Genomic DNA, 19,031 nt, shown 5'->3' with positions numbered 1-19,031 from the left:
GTCCACAATGAAGGTGCTTGTTACGGGAGCGAACGGACAGCTGGGCCAGGACCTTGTGCTGCTGCTGCAAAAGCAGGGGCATGAGGTGCTCGGCTGTGACCGCCAGGAGATGGACATTACGGATCTCGACCAGTGTATTCAGGTCATCGCAGGATTTCAGCCCGACGCTGTCATTCACTGTGCGGCCCATACAGCGGTGGATGCAGCGGAGACGGATATTGATGCTGCATATCTGATCAATGCTGCCGGAAGCCGGAATGTAGCGCTTGCTGCCGAGAAAACCGGAGCTAAACTGGTGTATATCAGTACCGATTATGTTTTTGACGGCAAAGGTACAAAGCCTTACCACGAATATGACAATACAGATCCTCAGAGCATTTACGGCAAGTCCAAGCGGGCAGGCGAGATATTGGTACAGTCCCTGTCCTCCAAGTATTTCATTGTTCGCACTTCCTGGGTGTATGGCAAATACGGCAACAACTTTGTCAAAACGATGCTGAAGCTGGGTCAGGAAAAGCCGCTGCTGCAGGTTGTGAATGACCAAAAAGGTTCTCCCACCTACACAGTGGATTTGGCTGGGTTCCTGCTGGAGCTGATCCAAACTGAGAAGTACGGCGTATACCATGCTTCTAATAGTGAATCCTGTACCTGGTACGAGTTTACGCAAGCAATCTTTGCTGAGGCAGAAGATATTCTGGGCCTTAAGTTCACCGCTAAGCTGGAACCGTGCGGTACGGATCAATTCCCGCGTCCGGCGCCCCGTCCAGGCTACTCGGTGATGGACCATCTGTCGATCCGGACCAACGGATTCCAGGATATACGGCCATGGCGTGAGGGACTTAGAGACTTTTTGCTGGAGCTTAAAGAGTAGAGTATGAAGGAAACTCCTTAACCGTTATTGCGGGAAAGGAGTTTTTTTGCTGTGGAACCAGTACTCCTGAAAGGCGGCATAGCCGCGCTATTCTGTTTTCGTTATAATGGAAAGCAGCAGCTTTTCAAAAAAAGACCGAATACGAAAACATAGAGGGCCCAAATGAACAACAAAACAGTCAGTGTACATATCGTTACCTATAACAGCGCAGATGATATTGCAGATTGTCTTACAGCGGTGCTTGCCCAGAACTACCCGATCAAGCAGATTGTGGTCGTGGATAATGACTCAAAGGATGGCTGTGCACAAAAGCTACGGGAGTTTTACAGCAGAGTAGAGGCAGAATACCGCCAAGGTGAGCAGCCTGGTGCTGAGGATTCAGGAGCTGCCGGTACTGATAGTGCAGCATACAAAACCATCATGACCGCTCTCCCCGAGCTGCTTCTCCTGGAAAACAAACTCAACACCGGCTTCGCCCCCGCCCACAACCAGGCGATAGCTGCCACTGATACAGATTATGTGCTGGTACTGAACCCGGATCTGACGCTGGCCCCAGACTATGTATCAAGGCTCATCATGCAGATGGAGTCTAACTCCCGGATTGGCAGTGCTACGGGCAGACTTCTGCTGAAGGCTGATCCTACTCTGATAGACAGCACAGGACTGCGGATGAATAGGGCCCGGAGGGCGTTTGACCGTGGGGCCGGTGAACCTGCCATCCAGTGGATGGAGTCGGGAGAGGTATTCGGCGTTTCCGGTGCGGCTGCAATGTATTCCCGGCAGATGATTGACGATATCACTGTCGAAGGAGAGTTTTTTGACGGCGATTTTTTTGCCTATAAAGAAGATGTAGATGTTGCGTGGCGGGCGGAGCTGTTCGGGTGGAAAGGCTACTATGATGCCGAAGCAGTGGGTTACCATGAACGGGGCTGGAAAACGTCAGGGCGGAGCGGGAAGCCGATGTTTATCCGGCGGATTTCCTACATTAACCGATATAAAACGATATACAAAAATGAACCGGCAAACACGCTCCTGCGGACCTTAATCTATTCTTTGCCTTACGAGATTGCTGCCCACGGGTATATGCTGCTTAGGGAACCCAAGCTGATTACGGCATGGTCTACCTTTTTCTCACAGCTTAGTAATCTTAAGCGGAAGCGGCGTTATATCCAGGCTAAGGCTGCGGCAGCGAAGGGCAGAACCAGCAAGTAGAAAAATACACAGAGTCGATATTACTGCCTGTGAAGCCAACAGCTGGACTGTTTTTTCTGGTATCCGCAAAGCATTTATGTAAAACCCTCCCTATCGGCCTATGCCTACCAGGGAGGGTTTTATGTTATAATGGTTGTCGATAGATTACTATTTTTGTCAGGAGCGTAGTGCAGTGAATGTAGATGTAAGTATATTAATTCTCAATTACAACACCTGCCGCCTGACGATGGACTGCATCAGGTCGGTATATGAATCGGAAACGGACTATTCCTATGAAATTATTTTAATAGACAATAACTCTCATGATAATTCGGTAGAACAGATCAGACGGGAGTTTCCGGACCTCACGCTGATTGCCAATTCAGAGAATGTCGGGTTTGCCCGCGGCAATAACCAGGGGATGGAGGCTGCCTCCGGCCGTTATGTGCTGCTGCTCAATTCCGATACGGTTGTCCGCCGGGATACGCTGGAGACGATGGTATCCTTCATGGACAGCCGGCCAGATCTTGGTGCTTCTGGCTGTAAGGTGATTTTGCCGGATGGCTCGCTGGATAAGGCCTGCAAGAGAGGGTTTCCGACGCCGTCTGCCTCCTTCTATTATGCGTTTGGCTTCAGCAGGCTGTTTCCGGATAAACCCAAATACAACGGCTACCAGCTGGGTTACCTGGACCCTGACCAGGATTATCCCGTAGATGCCCTTGTCGGCGCATTTATGCTGGTCCGGCGGGAGACCATTGAGCAGGTTGGCGGATTGGATGAAGCGTTTTTTATGTATGGTGAGGATCTGGACTGGTGTTACCGGATTAAAGAGGCCGGCTGGGGGATCCACTATTACCCTGCAACCTCCATCGTGCATTTGAAGGGCGGCAGCGCGCGGCGCAGGCCGTTCAAGATCGTCTATGAGTTTCATAGAGCGATGATTTTGTTCCACCGCAAGCATTATCGCAAGCAGTACAACAGTATGATAAATGGAGCGGTATACGCTGGAGTAGGCGTCAAGTTTCTGCTGTCGCTCGGAGTAAATGCCCTTAGAAATCCACGGCCCGTGCCTTCCCCGGCACAGAGCCTGGCAGGGTCTATGGAAGCAGGACGGCAGAATGAATCAAAAGCTGAGGTGAGATTATGATTCGCCGTAACCAGAGATTTTTGACACAGCTGTATATGGTTGCCGACTTTCTGGTAATCCAGTTGTCCTTTCTGGCGGCATGGTGGCTGAAATTCCGGAGCGGCTGGCTGGAATCCTATAATACACTACCTGTAGAATCCTATGCTTATTGGAGTTTTGTGTATGCTGCGGTTGCTGTGCTGATCGGGATTGTGCTGTCCCTGTATGTCCCGAAGCGCAAGAAGCGGTTCGTCGAGGAGTTCCTCAAGATTTTTCAAGTGCATATCATGGCTATCTTCATCCTGCTTGGCCTGATGTTTTTCCTGAAGGAAATCGACGTATCCCGGCAATATCTTGCCATTTACATGGGCTTTAATATTCTTTCCATTATGCTGTACCGTTATGTGCTCAAAAAAATGCTTAAGTCTCTGCGTCAAAAGGGTCTGAACAGACAGTTTGTACTGATCATCGGTGCAGGCACGCTGGGCAAAAGATTCTACAATAATCTCGAGCAATACCCCGAGCTGGGGTATGAGGCTGTAGGGTTCCTGGATGATTTCCATGTGTGGGACGGGATCGAGGAGCAACGCTACAAGCCGATTCTCGGCAAGGTGGATCAGCTGTCCGGAATCCTGGAAATGCTGCCGGTGGATGAGGTGATCCTGGCGCTCCCGCTGGATGCCCACTCGAAGTATCCTTCCATTATTGCCGCCTGCGAGAAAGCGGGTGTGCGCACGCTGATCATCCCGGATTTCTTCGATTACCTGCCTGCGCGTCCTTACTTTGACAACTTTGCCGGGATGCCGATGATCAATGTGCGCGATATTCCGCTGGATATGGCCGGGAACAAGCTGGCCAAACGGCTGTTTGATATTGTGTTCTCGCTGTTCGCGATTATTATGCTGTCCCCGGTCATGCTGATTGTAGCTGTAGGTGTCCGGCTGACCTCTCCGGGTCCTGTGATCTTTAAGCAGGAGCGGGTGGGATTGAACCGCCGCAACTTCATGATGTATAAGTTCCGGTCGATGAAGATGCAGCGTGACGGGGAAGAGGATACCGGCTGGAGTACGAAGGAAGATCCCCGCCGTACCCGGTTTGGGACGTTTATCCGCAGAACAAGCCTGGATGAGCTGCCGCAATTTTTTAATGTGCTGTTCGGCCAGATGAGCGTGGTGGGACCGCGTCCGGAACGTCCTTATTATGTACAGCAGTTCCGCGGCGAAATTCCCAAGTATATGGTGAAGCATCATGTGCGTCCGGGCATTACCGGCTGGGCCCAGAGCAACGGCCTGCGCGGCGATACGTCGATTGAGGACCGGATCAAGCATGATATTTTCTATATTGAAAACTGGTCGCTGCTGTTCGATATCCGGATTATTTTCAAGACGATCCGCAACGGCTTCAAAAACGCTTACTGATCTTATACCTGACATTGAAACGGTTGCTCCCCTTTTATAAGGCACAGCCGTTTTTTCTTTTTCCAATTCCAGACCGGTAAAGGAAACTATTAATGATGAACAAAAAAAAGCTAACCGCATTCGTTATCATGATTCTGGGACTCTCTCTCCTGTTCCTGATTACCTTGGGGGAGGAAGAAGAGCCTGCAAACGGCTTCGCTGCCCACCGGGTAGTCGCACACGCTATGGGAGGCATTAACGGGTATACCTATACCAACGCACTTGACGCTTTTGTCGCCAATTATGAACAGGGAACACGTGTGTTTGAGACGGATCTTCTGCTTACAACAGACCAGGAGCTGGTTGCCCGCCATGAGTGGACCGGGAATATGAGCCGGCTGCTGGGCCAGCTGGAGGTGCTTCCTGCGGCCAAACAAGGAACCGTACTGAGTTATGCGGAGTTTATGGACAGCCCGATTCTGGGTATTTATTCTCCGCTGGACATGGACCGTATACTTGATCTGATGGTCGCGTATCCGGATGCCTATATCGTCACAGATACGAAAGAGCTGGAGCCTGAGCTTGTAACCCGGCAGTTTGAGATTATTGTCCAAGCGGCTGAGCGCCGTGATCCATCCCTGCTGGAAAGGATTGTACCTCAGATTTACAGCCGGGATATGCTGGATATGGTCAACAAAGTGCATGTTTTTCCTGAGGTGATCTACACACTGTACCAGTCCCAGGACAGCGACGAAGCTGTCATTGAATTCGCCAAGGAGACCGGTGTGGATATTACGATGCCTGCGGCCAGGGCTGAGAAGGGTTTTGTGAAGAAGCTGAAAGAGGCCGGAGCCCGTATCTACGTGCATACCCTTAATGATGAAAAAGAAATTATGAAGCTGGCCCGGCTCGGTGTTGACGGCTTCTATACCGATTTTGTCTCCGAAGATGACATTGGCAGCATCCGGGGAATGTAACAGAAAAAGGCGAAAAAACGTTCGTATTTTTTGCATGCTTTAAATTGACACTCCCCTTCGTGCTGGCATAGACTAGAGTTATAGCTTTTGCGAAGGCGGGAGTGTTTTTGGCATGAACAGATTCTTGCTGTAGATCAGTGGATAGGGTGGAAGAGGAATGAATGAAATGCGGCAAATGATACAGCCGTGGCGGCATATCTTCAAGCTGGATCCGGACCGTGAACTCGGGGAAGAGGAGCTTGCAGCAATCTGCCTGTCCGGAACGGATGCCATACTGGTGGGAGGCTCCACCGGAGTAACCTATGACAACACCATTGATTTGCTCTCCAGAATACAGCAGTATGAACTGCCGTGTGCGCTGGAGGTATCGGATATGGAAGCGATCGTGCCCGGTTTTGATGTATATATGATTCCGATGGTGCTGAATACACCTGATCCGGCCTGGATGACCGGCCATCACCGGAAGGCCATCGAGCGCTTCGGAAGCCTGATTCCCTGGGAGCTGCTGCTGGCTGAGGGGTATATCGTGCTGAACGGAGATTCTGCTGTAGCCCGTCTGACGGCTGCGGAATGCTCTATTAGTGCTGATGCTGCGGGTGCGTATGCCCAGATTGCAGACAAGCTGATGCAGCTTCCCGTTGTATACGTGGAGTACAGCGGAAGGTTCGGGGATATGGATACACTGCGGACGGTAAGAGAGAGTGTGGAATACAGCCGGCTTTTTTATGGAGGCGGCATTATAGGCAGAGAGGAAGCCGAACAGGCTGCTGCCTTGTGCGATACAGTGGTTGTAGGTAATATTATTTACCGTGATATAGAGCAGGCACTGCTTACAGTAGATGCCGTTAAAAAGACACCGCAGATTCATCTGGATTAACGTTCATAGATGAAGCTGCTTTTGACATTCTAAGCTTACATTGGAAAGGAGCATGTTACACATGCAACTTGTTAACATACATGATGCCGTCAGCCGGCTCAATCCCCCGCAGCGCCAGGCTGTGGAGACTACAGAAGGGCCTCTGCTGATCATGGCCGGTGCGGGCAGCGGCAAGACACGGGTGCTGACGCACCGGATTGCCTGGCTGATTGCGAACCGCAAAGCGCCGCCCTGGGCGATCCTGGCGATTACTTTTACGAACAAAGCCGCGCGGGAAATGCAGGAGCGGGTCTCCAAGCTGGTCGGTCCGGACGGACGCGATATCTGGGTATCGACCTTTCACTCCATGTGCGTACGGATTCTGCGCAAGGATATTGAACGGATCGGCTTCACCTCCAACTTCTCGATTCTGGATTCTTCTGATCAGCTGTCCGTTATCCGGAACATTATGAAGGATCTCAATATCGATACCAAGAAATTTGAACCTAAGGCTGTACAGGCTGTCATCAGCACGGCCAAGAATGAGCTTGTCAGCCCGGCGCAGTATGAGCAGAAGATCGGAGATTATTTTGAAGGACTTGTCGCCAAAATCTATACCAAGTACCAGCAGCGGCTCAAGAGCAACAACTCGCTGGATTTTGACGATCTGATCATGAAGACGATTGAATTGTTCAAGGAAGTTCCCGAGGTGCTTGATTTCTACCAGAAGAAGTTCAAGTACATTCATGTGGATGAGTATCAGGATACGAACAGAGCGCAGTATATGCTGTGCCGGATGCTGGCGGACAGTCATCACCGGATTTGCGTAGTCGGCGACAGCGACCAGTCCATTTACCGCTGGCGCGGGGCGGATATCAGCAACATTCTGAATTTTGAAGAGGATTATCCCGAAGCGAAGACAATTCTGCTGGAGCAAAATTACCGTTCGACCTCCACGATTCTGAATGCTGCCAACGGGGTCATTGCCCTGAACAGCGGGCGCAAGCCCAAGAAGCTGTGGACCGATTCAGATGAGGGCGCAAAGATCAAGGTGTTCCGCGGGGACTCCGAGCATGATGAGGGGTATTTTGTTACCGGTGAGATCAGCAAGAACGTGAAGCAGGGGCAGCCTTACCAGAACCATGCGATCCTGTACCGGACCAATGCGCAGTCACGGGTAATAGAGGAAATTCTGATCAAGTCGGACATCCCTTACCAGATCGTCGGCGGAATCAAGTTCTATGACCGCAAAGAAATCAAGGATCTGCTGGCCTATCTGCGCCTGCTGTCCAATCCGGATGATGATATCAGCCTTGTCCGCATCATCAATGTCCCTAAGCGCGGACTCGGGGATACAACGATTGGCAAGCTGGCAGTTGCTGCCGCAGAGCGCGGAGTGTCGATTTTCCGGGTGCTCGAGACGGTGGATGACCTCGGTTTTGCCGGACGTACGCGGAATGCGCTGGTGGAGTTCTACGATATGATCGAAGCGCTGCACCGGATGGTGGAATTCTTGTCTGTCACTGAGCTGACGGAGAAAATTCTGGAGCTGTCCCAGTACCGTCTGGAGCTGCAGAATGAGAATACGCTGGAATCCCGTGCACGGCTGGAGAATATTGATGAGTTCCTGTCTGTAACGATGGAATTTGAAAAGAATAATGAAGACAAGTCGCTCGTCTCCTTCCTGACCGACCTTGCGCTGATTGCCGACATCGACAGTGTGGGTGACGATGAAGAGGACCGCGATGATGCAGTGGTGCTGATGACGATGCACAGCGCCAAGGGACTGGAGTTCCCGACGGTGTTCATCATCGGCCTGGAGGAAGGCGTGTTCCCGCACAGCCGGGCCTTCCAGGACAATGAAGAGCTGGAGGAAGAACGACGGCTGGCTTATGTAGGCATTACCCGTGCGGAGAAGCAGCTGTTCCTCAGCTGTGCACGGAGCCGCACGCTGTTCGGACGGACGACGGCCAACCCGCCGTCCCGGTTCCTGGAGGAGATTCCGGAGGAGCTTAAGGAAGATACAGGCCATTCTCCGGACCGCTTCCGGCGCGGCGGCGCGGAGGTTGGCGGTGCCTATGGCGGCCGCGGCTTCGGCGGCGGCGGCGGAGGGAACTTCGGCAGCCGGATGGGCGCTGCCGGGAATGCGCCGGCGGCGGGCGGCGGCAGAGCCACAGCCGGCTTTGGCGGCAGTACAGCGTCCGCGGCGGCAAGTACGGGCCGCGTGACCGTGACTTCCGGCAGTGGTGCGCAGCGCGCTGGCGGAGCGGGGGCTGCGGCGCCGGGAGACTTCAAGGCCGGCGACAAAGTCTCCCACGGCAAATGGGGCACCGGCACCATTGTGTCCGTGAAGGGCACCGGCAATGATACGGAGCTGCAGATTGCCTTCCCGGCACCGGTGGGCGTGAAGCGCCTGCTGGCCGGGTTTGCCCCGATTACCAAGGTAGAATAATTGGGATACGGTTAACGATTGCTTTTTTAGAATATAAAGATAAGAGAGGCTTACGCTGTCACGCTAGCCAGTATCCTTATAACGGAGGGAAGTGCCCGGATGGACGATATGCATACCATGGAAGAGCTCGTAGCCGAGCTGAACCGGTATAATTACCACTATTACACGCTTGATGCGCCCCAGGTCAGCGACAAGGAATACGATGTGCTCTATGACAAGCTTATTCAGCTTGAAGCAGAGAGCGGGATTGTGCTGCCGGATTCTCCTACACAGCGAGTAGGGGGCGAACTGCTGAAGGGTTTTACCCCGCACCGCCACCTGGCGCCTTTGTGGAGTCTGGACAAAGCACAGAATATCGAACAGCTGCGGAGCTGGAATACCCGGGTGCTGAAGCTGGTGAATGATTACAACGCCAAGAATCCGGATACCCCGCTGCCTGATCCCTGTTATGCAGTAGAGCTGAAGTTCGACGGCCTGACACTTAACCTGACTTACCGTGATGGTGTATTGGTACAAGCCGCAACAAGAGGAAATGGTGTAACCGGGGAAGGTATTTTAGCACAGGTGAAGACAATCAAGTCTGTGCCCCTGACGATACCGTTCACAGAAGGGCTGATTGAAGTACAGGGCGAAGGCATCATGAATCTGTCCGTTCTGGCTGACTACAACAGCAAGGCTGCTGAGCCGCTGAAAAATGCGCGCAACGGAGCCGCCGGCGCACTGCGGAACCTGAATCCGAAAGTCACGGCCGGCCGCAGGCTGAATGCGTATTTCTATAACGTAGGGTATGCTGAAGGCGTGCAGTTTACGGATCATCAGGAAATGATGGATTTTCTGCGGAATAACCGGTTCAAAGTGAACCCTTACCTGACTTACTTCGCTAATTTTGATGAGGTTACCGGGCAGCTGGCAGAGATTGAGGAGAGCCGCTCCGGCCTGGATTATCTGATTGATGGAGCCGTAATCAAGGTGACGGACTTCCGGACCCGCGAAGTGCTGGGATATACCGACAAATTCCCGCGCTGGGCGGTAGCCTACAAATTCGAGGCGGAAGAGACGACTACTATACTGGAGTCGGTCAGCTGGAACGTGGGCCGTACCGGCAAAGTAACCCCTCTGGCGCGTGTCGAAGCAGTGGAACTGGCCGGTGTTACCGTGCAGAACTGTACGCTGAATAATGTCGGCGATATCGAGCGGAAGAATCTCAAGCATGCACTGGGTACCAGGGTCTTTATCCGCCGTTCCAACGACGTTATTCCTGAAATTCTGGGCAAGGTCACTGAGGAGAGCGACGGAGGGGAGATTATTTTCCCTGAAGCATGCCCGGCCTGCGGGTTCCCGCTGGAAATGCGCGGAGCGCATCTGTTCTGCAACAACAAGCTGAACTGCAAGCCGCAGATTATCAGCCGGATCACCCATTTCGCCTCCCGTGATGCGATGGATATCGAGACCTTCAGTGACAAAACTGCCGGGCAGCTGTATGAGGAATTAAGTGTACGCGAGCCCGCGGATTTATATGAGCTGACTTCGGAGCAGCTTGTGAAGCTGGAACGGTTCGGGGAGAAAAAAGCAGAGAATCTGCTCAAAGCGCTGGAGGACAGCAAAGGCCGGGATCTGGCCTCCTTCCTCTACGCCCTGGGCATCCCGAATACGGGGAAAGCGACGACCCGGATGCTTGCAGATCATTACCGCAGCCTGGAGGCGGTCATGAACGCTACGGCTGAAGACTTGTCCGGTCTGCCGGATATCGGCGGGATTGTAGCGGAGAGTATTGTAAACTTTTTTGCCGATCCGTTTGTAGTTACAAGCATTAACCGGCTGCTGGAGCTGGGTGTACAGCCCAAAGCCCCGGAAGCACCGCGTCAGGTCAGCACGGATTCCTTCTTCAGCGGCAAAACAGTCGTTCTGACCGGCTCCCTTCAGAAGCTTACCCGTGAGGAAGCGGCAGAGCGGCTGGAAGCGCTGGGTGCCAAGGTCTCCGGCAGTGTCTCCAAAAAAACCGATTTGGTCATCGCCGGCGAAAAGGCAGGCAGCAAGCTGGCCAAAGCCCAGCAGCTGGGCATTCAGGTGATTGAGGATGAGGAAGAGCTGATCCGTTTACTGGAGATGTAAGCTGTTAATTTTTCAGAAGTCCTGTAACCCCTCCGTTAAGCGGAAAAGGTTGCAGGGCTTTTTTTGTTATTTTCTAACCAATATATGAACAGCTGATAATTTAATACAATGATTAACTTATTTTGACAATGACTTAATCTTTCAGGAATAAGATGTGGTAAGAATCACCATAACAAGGAAGGGGTATACCATGAAAAAGCTAATGAAAGGCATCGTCTTTGGAGGATTGGCTGCAGCTGTAGTTTCGGGGGCGACTCTCGCCGGTGCTGCGCAAAGCACTAATGGAACAGGAGGAGCTGCAAAAGCCCAGTCCAAAAATCTGATCGTACTGATTGGCGACGGTATGGGACCGGCCCAAATTTCGGCAGCAAGATATTTTCAGCAGTATACCAAAGGAGTAAGTCACCTGAACCTCGACCCTTACTACGTAGGACAAGCTACTACATATGCGGACCGTGGAGAAGACGGCGGGAAAATCGTTTCCGGGATCGTCACAGACTCCGCTTCAGCCGGTACTGCATTTGCCACAGGCCACAAAACATACAATGCAGGCATCAGCGTTTCCAATGAAGATGTATCCAAGCCCTTTGCCTCCATCATTGAAGCAGCCGAGAACAGCGGCAAGGCAACAGGTCTGGTGACCACTGCACGGATTACTCATGCCACACCGGCGGTTTACGCCTCCCATGTCCGCAACCGTGATAATGAAGCGGCAATTGCCTCGCAGTATCTGGAGAGCGGCGTAGATGTGCTGATGGGCGGCGGCAAGCAGTTTTTTGTAACCAAGGATGACAAAGGCAAACGCACAGACAAGAATCTTCTCCCTGATTTTAAAGCCAAAGGATACACAGTGGTTGAGAATACTTCAGCCTTAAATGCACTTACCTCCAAAAACAGTAAAGTTCTCGGCCTGTTCGGCAGCTCGCATGTTGCTTATGTTCCGGACCGGACTGCTGAAACGCCAAGCCTTGCGGCCATGACCTCGAAAGCGCTGAATATTTTATCTGCGGACAAAGACGGCTTTGTCATGATGGTGGAAGGCGGGCGTATTGACCATGCCGGTCACGCCAACGATCTGCCGACCCTTGTGCAGGAAGCACTCGATTTCGACGCCGCGTTCAAGACAGCGATTGAATTTGCCAAAAAAGACGGCAACACTTCCGTAGTGGTCACCGCTGACCATGAGACGGGCGGACTGTCTCTCTCACGCGACAATATTTACGAAATCAACATTGACCTGTGGAATAAGCAGAAGCATTCCTCTGAAAGCCTGGCAGCCGATCTTGAAGCCGCGCAGACACCGGAAGAGATCCGCAGTATCGTAACGGCGAATACGTGGATCACTGATCTTTCCGATGAGGAAGTGACACAGATCATGAACGGTGACGGATCCTCCTACAAACGTGAGGGTGCGTATAACGCGGTAATTTCCAAACGCCTGCTTGTGGGCTGGTCCGGTCACGGCCACTCTGCGGTGGATGTAGGGGTCTGGGCTTATGGACCGATTGCGGACAAGCTGAAAGGGCAGGTCGATAATACTCAGATTGCAACAGCGGGTGCTGCTGTAGTAGGTGTTGATTTGAAGAAACGTTCTGCTGAACTTCAGTCCAAATACGTTTATCCGAAGTTTAAAATCAGCCGCGACAACGAGGTCCTCTATCCGGCCGAAGCTCTGGCCAAAGCGCTTGGAGGAACCTATAAAGGCGATACCGCAGCTGCCAGGCTCAGTCTTGGAAAGAATGCCATTGATGTTAACCTGACGGACAAAACAGCTAAGCTGAACGGTAAAGCAGCAGCGTACACGGTGGATGTGGATAACGGAGTCTTGTACCTTCCGCTTAGCGCGTTTAACCAGCTGAAAGGCACAACATTAACCTGGGACTCTTTGTCCGAACGGATCATTCTGAGATAGGAGTGGCCTGATTGCTCCAAATAAGAGACCTTAAGAAACAATTCAAAGTTGACGGAAGATCAGTGCCGATCCTTGATATCCCCGCTTGGGATGTTGCAAAAGGAGAAAATGTTGCCATTACCGGACCCAGCGGGTCCGGTAAGAGCACGCTTTTGCACCTGATCAGCGGAATCCTGAAAGCAGACAGCGGAGATATCGTTGTGAACGGCCAGCATCTTCTTGATCTGACCGAGGCGAAGCGGGATGCCTTCCGGGCGTCTGTCATTGGTTATGTGCTTCAGGACTTTCATCTGATTCCCTCATTGACAGCAAGGCAGAATATTGAGATTGCTATGCACTCCCGGCTTCCGCATGAGGAAAAAAGGCGGGTGGTTGACGGCTGGCTGGAGCAGGCAGGACTGGCTGACCGCGGCCGGCATCTGCCTTCCCAGCTGTCGCGGGGCCAGCAGCAGCGGGTAGCGATTGTGCGTGCGCTCGTGAACAATCCGCCGCTTCTGCTGGCGGATGAGCCTACAGGCAGCCTGGATTGGGAGACGGCAGAGGAGATTGCCTCACTTCTGCTTAACCTTAGTACCTCCAATGGACATACGCTGATCGTAGTAACCCATGATCTGAATATGGCAGGGCGGTTTCCGCGCTGTCTGAACATTCAGGAGGTAAATGAAGTCCGCCGTGGGGCATTTCCGGGACGGCAGATTCCCCGCGGCATTAGGGAAGAGGTAACCCTATGAGCCTGTTCCGGTTAACCCTGCGTAATGTACTCCACCGGCGGTTTTTGTCACTGCTTACCGTATGTGCCGTTGCGGTTACAGTGGCTTTTATCGTGCTCCTTTCCTTATCCAGGGAGAGTGTGGAGCAGGGGGCCAAGAAAGGCTATGGCCCGTTTGACCTGGTCATTGGAGCAGCAGGCAGTGAGACGCAGCTGGTACTCAATACCTTTTACCATATCGGAGCGCCAACCGGGAATATCCCGCTGGACGTTCTGGAAGAGGCGAAGGGCGATCCTTCCATAGATACTGCCTATGCGATGACAACGGGAGATAACTTCAAAGGGTTTCCGATTGTCGGAATAGATCCGGGATACTTCTTTACTCGGTACGGTGACAGCAGGCTGCAGGATGGTTCCATGTACGGCCATACGGGTGAGACAATCATTGGATCTTATGTAGCCCGGACTCTTGGACTGAAAGCAGGCGACACCTTTTCGGGCGCGCATGGATTGGTGCAGGCGGAGGGTCATGAAGCTGCTGAAGCTGGCCACGATGAAAACCATGAGACCGGAGAAGCGGCAGGACATACCACGGACGAAGAGCATGAGGGAGAGCACGGCGCAGAACAGGGTGCAGAACATGCCCATGAAAGCTTCCGTTACACTGTTGCAGGCATTTTGCCTGAGCTGCATACTCCCGATGACCGTGCGGTGTTTACAACCGTCGACTACGCCTGGGCCGTACATGGACTTGCGCCTGAGGAACGGAAGATTACAGCTGTGCTGGTCAAGCCGGCCAGTCTGCTCGGGGCACATGACCTGAAAGAGGCACTTGACGGCAGCAATGGAGTACAGGCCGCCTATACAAGCAAGGCGGTGTCAGATGTGCTGAATGCGGTAGATCAGGGCTCCCGGCTTGTCGGAGTACTGACAGCCATTTGTGTGCTGCTGGCCGGTACTGCCATATTGCTGTCTCTGACCGCGGCCGCCGGGGAGCGGACCAAGGATGTCGGGCTGTTGCGCCTGCTCGGAAAATCCAGGGCTTATGTGTGGCTGACACTGACCAGTGAAGGGCTGCTGGTGACAGCGGCCGGACTGTTCCTGGGCCTGCTGCTTGGCCATTTTGGAGCATACCTGCTGAAGGATGCGCTGTTTGCCCAGGCAGGCGTCCAGATCGAGCCCTTTCATTTAACGCCGGACCACTGGCTTATTGCAGCGGGAGCTTTGTCCGTTGGACTGCTATCCTCACTTGGACCAGCTTTCCGGATGTACCGGATGCATCCGATTGCTTTGTTCAAATCATAGGAGGTATACACCATTGATAAGATTACAGGGAAGGCTGGTTTTAATGACGGCAGCCGTTATGGGCATGCTGCTGCTCCAGGCCTGCGGGCAGAATACGGATTCTGAGGGCAGCGGAGAGGCTTTTGCTGTGGCGGCGGAGGAAGCAGACAGTTCCGGGACATTAACTGCGGCGCAGGTGAGTGCATCCCCGAAAGAATCCGCAGAAGGTTCTCTTGCCATGGAGAGCCTTCCAACAGCAGAAGCAGCATCTGCCACTTCTGCGCCTGCCCTTGCTGAGACAGCGGCGCCATCTGAGCCGGGTAAAGAACCGGTGAAAGAGGCGGAGAAAACGGAAGATGCTGAAAACGAGAGCGGAGGCGCAGGAATAAAAGGCATAGCGGCAAAGGACGCATCAGCCAAAGCCCCACCAGCCAAGGATACGCCAGTTATAGGCACATCAATTAAGGACGCAGCAGCCAAAGACAACGCAGCGGCCATGTCTACATCCTCTGCTAAGCCTTCACCCAAACCTGCTGCTATCACGCAGGCTCCTGCCAACCAGCCAGCAGATCCCAGCCCTGGAGCAGGTTCTTCTGTTGCCAGCGCCCAGTCAGCGGCCGCTCAGCCGCCCAAGGCCCCTTCGGAAGCGGCCACAGCCAGTCCGGCTCCCGAGACCAGCCCGCCCCAGGGCACGGCTGCAGTCCACCAATCAGTGACCTCCGCCGCAGGAAATACAGCAATCGACTGGAACGGATTTTTTGACGGCAGTGACCAGACCCGGCCCTCCGAGCAATTCTGGGATCTCAGCGGCAGTACAGTGACGATCAAGGGCTTTATGGGCGAGGTGCTTTCTTTTGAAAAGAACTGGTTTCTGCTTATTCCCGAGCCGGGGGCGGAGTGTCCGTTCGATAATGGTGATGAAACTTACTGGAACAAGATCATGATCGTGTTTGTGCCTGAGGGCAGCAAGCTCCGTTACACCTCTGATCCGCTGGAAATTACCGGGCGGCTGGATGTGGGCATCAAGATTGACGAGTCCGGCTATAAAACTATGTTCCGGCTCTACGATGCTTCCTTCAAAAGCCTTAAGTAAGAGCAGCAAAACAAGCCTTCGTATTCCTCAGTGAGGATACAAAGGCTTGTTTATGTTCAAAAAGTTGCAGAGAGAGGAGACGGCTGGCAGTTGCCCCTAGACACGGTTAGCCCCCGGCAGCCAGGCATCCTTATCGTATCCCCGTTGTTCCCAATAGCCTACATGATCCTCTGCTATGAGCTCGATCCGGTTCAGCCATTTTACCGATTTATAGGCATACATCTGGGGAGTAACCAGGCGTACCGGTCCGCCCAGCTGGTTCGGAATCGGCTTTCCGTCATGCATGACGGCAACCATCACATCTTCCATACGCGCCTGAGCCATTGTCAGAGAGTCCGTATATACGCCATCGCCAGAGTACAGTTTTACCATCACAGCCTCATTTTTAACGCCGGCCATATCCAGCAGCTTATAGAGGGGGAGACCTTCCCATGTGTTTTTGTATACAGACCAGCCGGTAACGCAGTGGAAATCACTGACCTGTACTTCACGCTGCAGCTGGAGGAACTCCTCCCAGTTCCAGGTGAAAGTCTTGTTGACCAGACCGTCTATTGTAAAAGACCAGTTGGAATTATCAAATGAAGGAATAGGCGTTACGGTGTATACACGGAAATTCCCCTGCGCACCTCCGCCGACCGGTGGTGATGAGTCTGCCAGCGGTACAGGATCCGGAATAAGAGCGTTGGCGTTGCTGGCTGCAAAGTCCTCCATACCGGGCATCTGAAAAGTCTTGCCGGCCCAGCGGACAAAAGTAGGTCCAAGTGTTACCACAAGCCCGGCACCTACAGCTGCCTTGATGAAACCGCGGCGTGTGTACACAGGCTGTGGATTTGCCGCAGCGGCAGGAGATTGCACAGGTTTGCCGGCGGGGTCTTCTGGAGCAGCTGTTTCCGGTAATACAGAGCGCTTTTTAGGCTCCTGCAGCCATTTAACCCGGGTGATTGAATGATAGATAATGACAGGCAGGCCGATCCAGGTCAGCAGATCATGCACCAGAAGCGCGGCATTGGCCGCTCTTGGACCGGCAAGCCGGAACTGCCAGAGTACGATCCCCGATATCATCCATCCAATCAGCAGGACCAGCACAAAAATCACATTGGCCTTTTGGCCGGTCTTTCCTTTTAACCTCTTCCAATGCTTGGCGGCAAGCAGCAGATAATAGATAACAGGCACCAAAAGCACCAGCCCGAAGCCGATATGCGCCCATTTCAGCCACACTCTGCCTTCACCCAGCAGCTCCCGCCAAAATCCGCCGACCAGCAGCAGCCCGCTCAAGGCCAGAAACAGCACCAGCCAGGCATTCCACCTATGAATTGAAACCAGCTTTTTCCCGTATCCTTTGCGAATGTTCGCCAGTGCCTTTTTCAACTGCTATCCCTCCTGTAAGGCGCTATATTGATGGATATATAAACTTTTAACTAATTGTACCGTAAAAAAGGGCTGTTGAATAATACAGGGATCTGCTGGATAAGCGGAAGTTTGCAATAAAAAAGTCCATCGATCTCCATGACAGAGAATGACGGACCTTGCAATAAGAAAATAACTCTATACTGGTTACTCAGCAGCCCATTGTTCCAGCTTTTTATCACCGGGGAGCAGCAGGGCAAGCAGGCCGAGCAGCGGAAGGAAGCCGCAGGCTACGAACACTGTTCCAATTCCGATTTTGTCGATCAGGTCACCAATCACCACAGATCCGATACCACCAAGCCCGAAGGCAAGTCCGGTAATCAGTCCGGAGACCGTGCCGATATTGCCGGGATAGAGCATCTGGGCATAAATCACCGTGACCGAGAAGCTGGACAGCAGCACGAAGCCGGAGATCACCAGCAGGACACCCGCCCAGAACTGGTTCACAAAAGGCAGCGCGAGCGCGAATGGTACGGTACCGATCATAGAGACGAGAATCAGATTACGGCGTCCGAAACGGTCGGCCAGCGGTCCGCCGAAGAAGGTGCCTACTGCACCGGCCGCGAGATACAAAAAGATATAGACCTGGGCATTGTCCAGCGGCATCTGGTATTTATCCATTAAGTAGAAAGCATAGTACCCGCCGATCGAAGCCCCATACCAGGAACGGACAAAGACGATGAAGACGAGGATTACTGTTGCATACAGAATGCTTTTGCTGCGTGCAGGGTCGATGGTGCGGCCGGAGGACTTTTTGCGGAAAGTATAACCGGCATCCAGCATTTCACGATACCATCTGGCCACATAAGTCTGTACGGCGATCCCGGCCGCAGCGATAACAGTGAATCCGAGCGCTCCAATCTGTCCGAAGGGAATGAACACCCATTTCATCAGAAGAGGCCCCAAAGCCTGCCCGGCATTACCGCCAACCTGAAAAATAGATTGCGATAATCCCTTGCGCTGTCCGGCTGCCATATGAGCCACGCGCATGCCTTCCGGATGGAACGCAGCTGAGCCGAAGCCTACCAGCATGACTGACAGGATGACGAGTATATAGTTGTCGGCAAAAGCAAGCAGGAGCACTCCCGCAAACGTGCAGCACATTCCCAGCGGCAATAGTATCGGGCGCGGTTTGCGGTCGGCGGCAAAGCCGATTACCGGCTGAATCACCGATGATGTCATATTAAGCGCAAAAGAAATCCAGCCGACCTGGGCGTAAGTGAGCAGCAGATTATCTTTTAGGGTAGGGAACATCGCCGGGATCAGTGCCTGGATAGAATCATTGAACAAATGTACAAAGCTTATAGCCAGCAGAATCCGGTAGATTGTCGCCTGCTGCAGGTTCCGCTGCTCCTGCTTTTCCTTTATTAATGGAGGCGAAGCAGGTGTAGAATTGTTTTGCATCTGAACTCCTTTCTAATCGGTCTGCTTGTACGCAGGATGTTGGTTCATCTGTTTACTAAGGTCTATTGTAGCCACAAGCGCAGCATTATGGGAATTAAATTTGTACCTGGGCCAAGCTGAATATTTCTCTTAATAGGATTTTATAAAAAAGTGTTGCAAAGATTCATCCGGCATGATATATTATCTCTTGTGCTTATGAGGCATCGACGCTGAAATGCAAAAGCGAAGAAGAAATAAGTT

At 52.8% G+C, this 19,031-nt stretch carries 14 protein-coding genes; 12 read left to right on the top strand and 2 right to left on the bottom strand.

The window, feature by feature from the left end; translation table 11 throughout:
* Positions 1–7: 7 nt before the first annotated feature.
* The 12 genes from rfbD (at position 8) to C2I18_RS09635 (ending at position 15,980) form a co-directional block, all read left to right on the top strand.
* Positions 8–871, top strand: a complete 864-nt coding sequence (gene rfbD / locus C2I18_RS09690; RefSeq protein ID WP_249902064.1) for a dTDP-4-dehydrorhamnose reductase — start codon at positions 8–10, stop codon at positions 869–871.
* 162 nt (positions 872–1,033) lie between these two features.
* Positions 1,034–2,083, top strand: a complete 1,050-nt coding sequence (locus tag C2I18_RS09685) for a glycosyltransferase family 2 protein (protein ID WP_249900978.1) — start codon at positions 1,034–1,036, stop codon at positions 2,081–2,083.
* Between the two features lie 226 nt (positions 2,084–2,309).
* A complete protein-coding gene (locus C2I18_RS09680) occupies positions 2,310–3,209 on the top strand; it encodes a glycosyltransferase family 2 protein (RefSeq protein WP_249902063.1) in 900 nt (299 codons plus the stop codon).
* Positions 3,206–4,606: an undecaprenyl-phosphate glucose phosphotransferase gene (locus tag C2I18_RS09675; protein ID WP_249900977.1), complete on the top strand. Its 1,401-nt coding sequence runs from the start codon at positions 3,206–3,208 to the stop codon at positions 4,604–4,606. Before C2I18_RS09680 ends, C2I18_RS09675 begins: the two co-directional genes overlap by 4 nt.
* Before the next feature lie 92 nt (positions 4,607–4,698).
* On the top strand, positions 4,699–5,562 hold the full coding sequence (locus C2I18_RS09670; RefSeq protein ID WP_249900976.1) for a phosphatidylinositol-specific phospholipase C/glycerophosphodiester phosphodiesterase family protein: 864 nt from the start codon (positions 4,699–4,701) through the stop codon (positions 5,560–5,562).
* Positions 5,563–5,728: 166 nt separating this feature from the next.
* Entirely contained in the window at positions 5,729–6,439 is a 711-nt protein-coding gene (pcrB, locus tag C2I18_RS09665; protein ID WP_249902062.1) for a heptaprenylglyceryl phosphate synthase, read from the top strand.
* A gap of 61 nt (positions 6,440–6,500) precedes the next feature.
* Positions 6,501–8,870 (top strand): DNA helicase PcrA, encoded by a 2,370-nt coding sequence (gene pcrA / locus C2I18_RS09660; protein WP_249900975.1) that lies wholly within the window; start codon positions 6,501–6,503, stop codon positions 8,868–8,870.
* Between the two features lie 99 nt (positions 8,871–8,969).
* Positions 8,970–10,982, top strand: a complete 2,013-nt coding sequence (gene ligA, locus C2I18_RS09655) for an NAD-dependent DNA ligase LigA (RefSeq protein ID WP_249900974.1) — start codon at positions 8,970–8,972, stop codon at positions 10,980–10,982.
* 190 nt (positions 10,983–11,172) lie between these two features.
* Positions 11,173–12,894: an alkaline phosphatase gene (locus tag C2I18_RS09650; RefSeq protein ID WP_249900973.1), complete on the top strand. Its 1,722-nt coding sequence runs from the start codon at positions 11,173–11,175 to the stop codon at positions 12,892–12,894.
* Between the two features lie 11 nt (positions 12,895–12,905).
* The gene (locus C2I18_RS09645) at positions 12,906–13,625 is read left to right on the top strand and encodes an ABC transporter ATP-binding protein (RefSeq protein ID WP_249900972.1); all 720 of its coding nucleotides are present in this window, start codon (positions 12,906–12,908) and stop codon (positions 13,623–13,625) included.
* Positions 13,622–14,908 carry an ABC transporter permease gene (locus C2I18_RS09640; protein WP_249900971.1) on the top strand — a complete coding sequence of 429 codons (1,287 nt, stop codon included), beginning with the start codon at positions 13,622–13,624 and terminating at the stop codon, positions 14,906–14,908. Before C2I18_RS09645 ends, C2I18_RS09640 begins: the two co-directional genes overlap by 4 nt.
* A 13-nt stretch (positions 14,909–14,921) precedes the next feature.
* Complete coding sequence (locus C2I18_RS09635) at positions 14,922–15,980, top strand: hypothetical protein (RefSeq protein ID WP_249900970.1); 1,059 nt, start codon at positions 14,922–14,924, stop codon at positions 15,978–15,980.
* 96 nt (positions 15,981–16,076) lie between these two features.
* On the opposite strand, the gene C2I18_RS09630 is transcribed toward C2I18_RS09635, so the two are convergent.
* On the bottom strand, positions 16,077–17,348 hold the full coding sequence (locus tag C2I18_RS09630; protein ID WP_249900969.1) for a molybdopterin-dependent oxidoreductase: 1,272 nt from the start codon (positions 17,346–17,348) through the stop codon (positions 16,077–16,079).
* Positions 17,349–17,534: 186 nt separating this feature from the next.
* Complete coding sequence (locus C2I18_RS09625; RefSeq protein ID WP_249900968.1) at positions 17,535–18,791, bottom strand: MFS transporter; 1,257 nt, start codon at positions 18,789–18,791, stop codon at positions 17,535–17,537.
* Between the last annotated feature and the right edge of the window lie 240 nt (positions 18,792–19,031).

The organism is Paenibacillus sp. PK3_47, from assembly GCF_023520895.1.
Taxonomy (GTDB): Bacteria; Bacillota; Bacilli; order Paenibacillales; family Paenibacillaceae; genus Paenibacillus_AQ.
The sequence above is the reverse complement of the archived record's forward strand: the minus strand, read 5'-3'. Positions and strand labels throughout refer to the sequence as shown.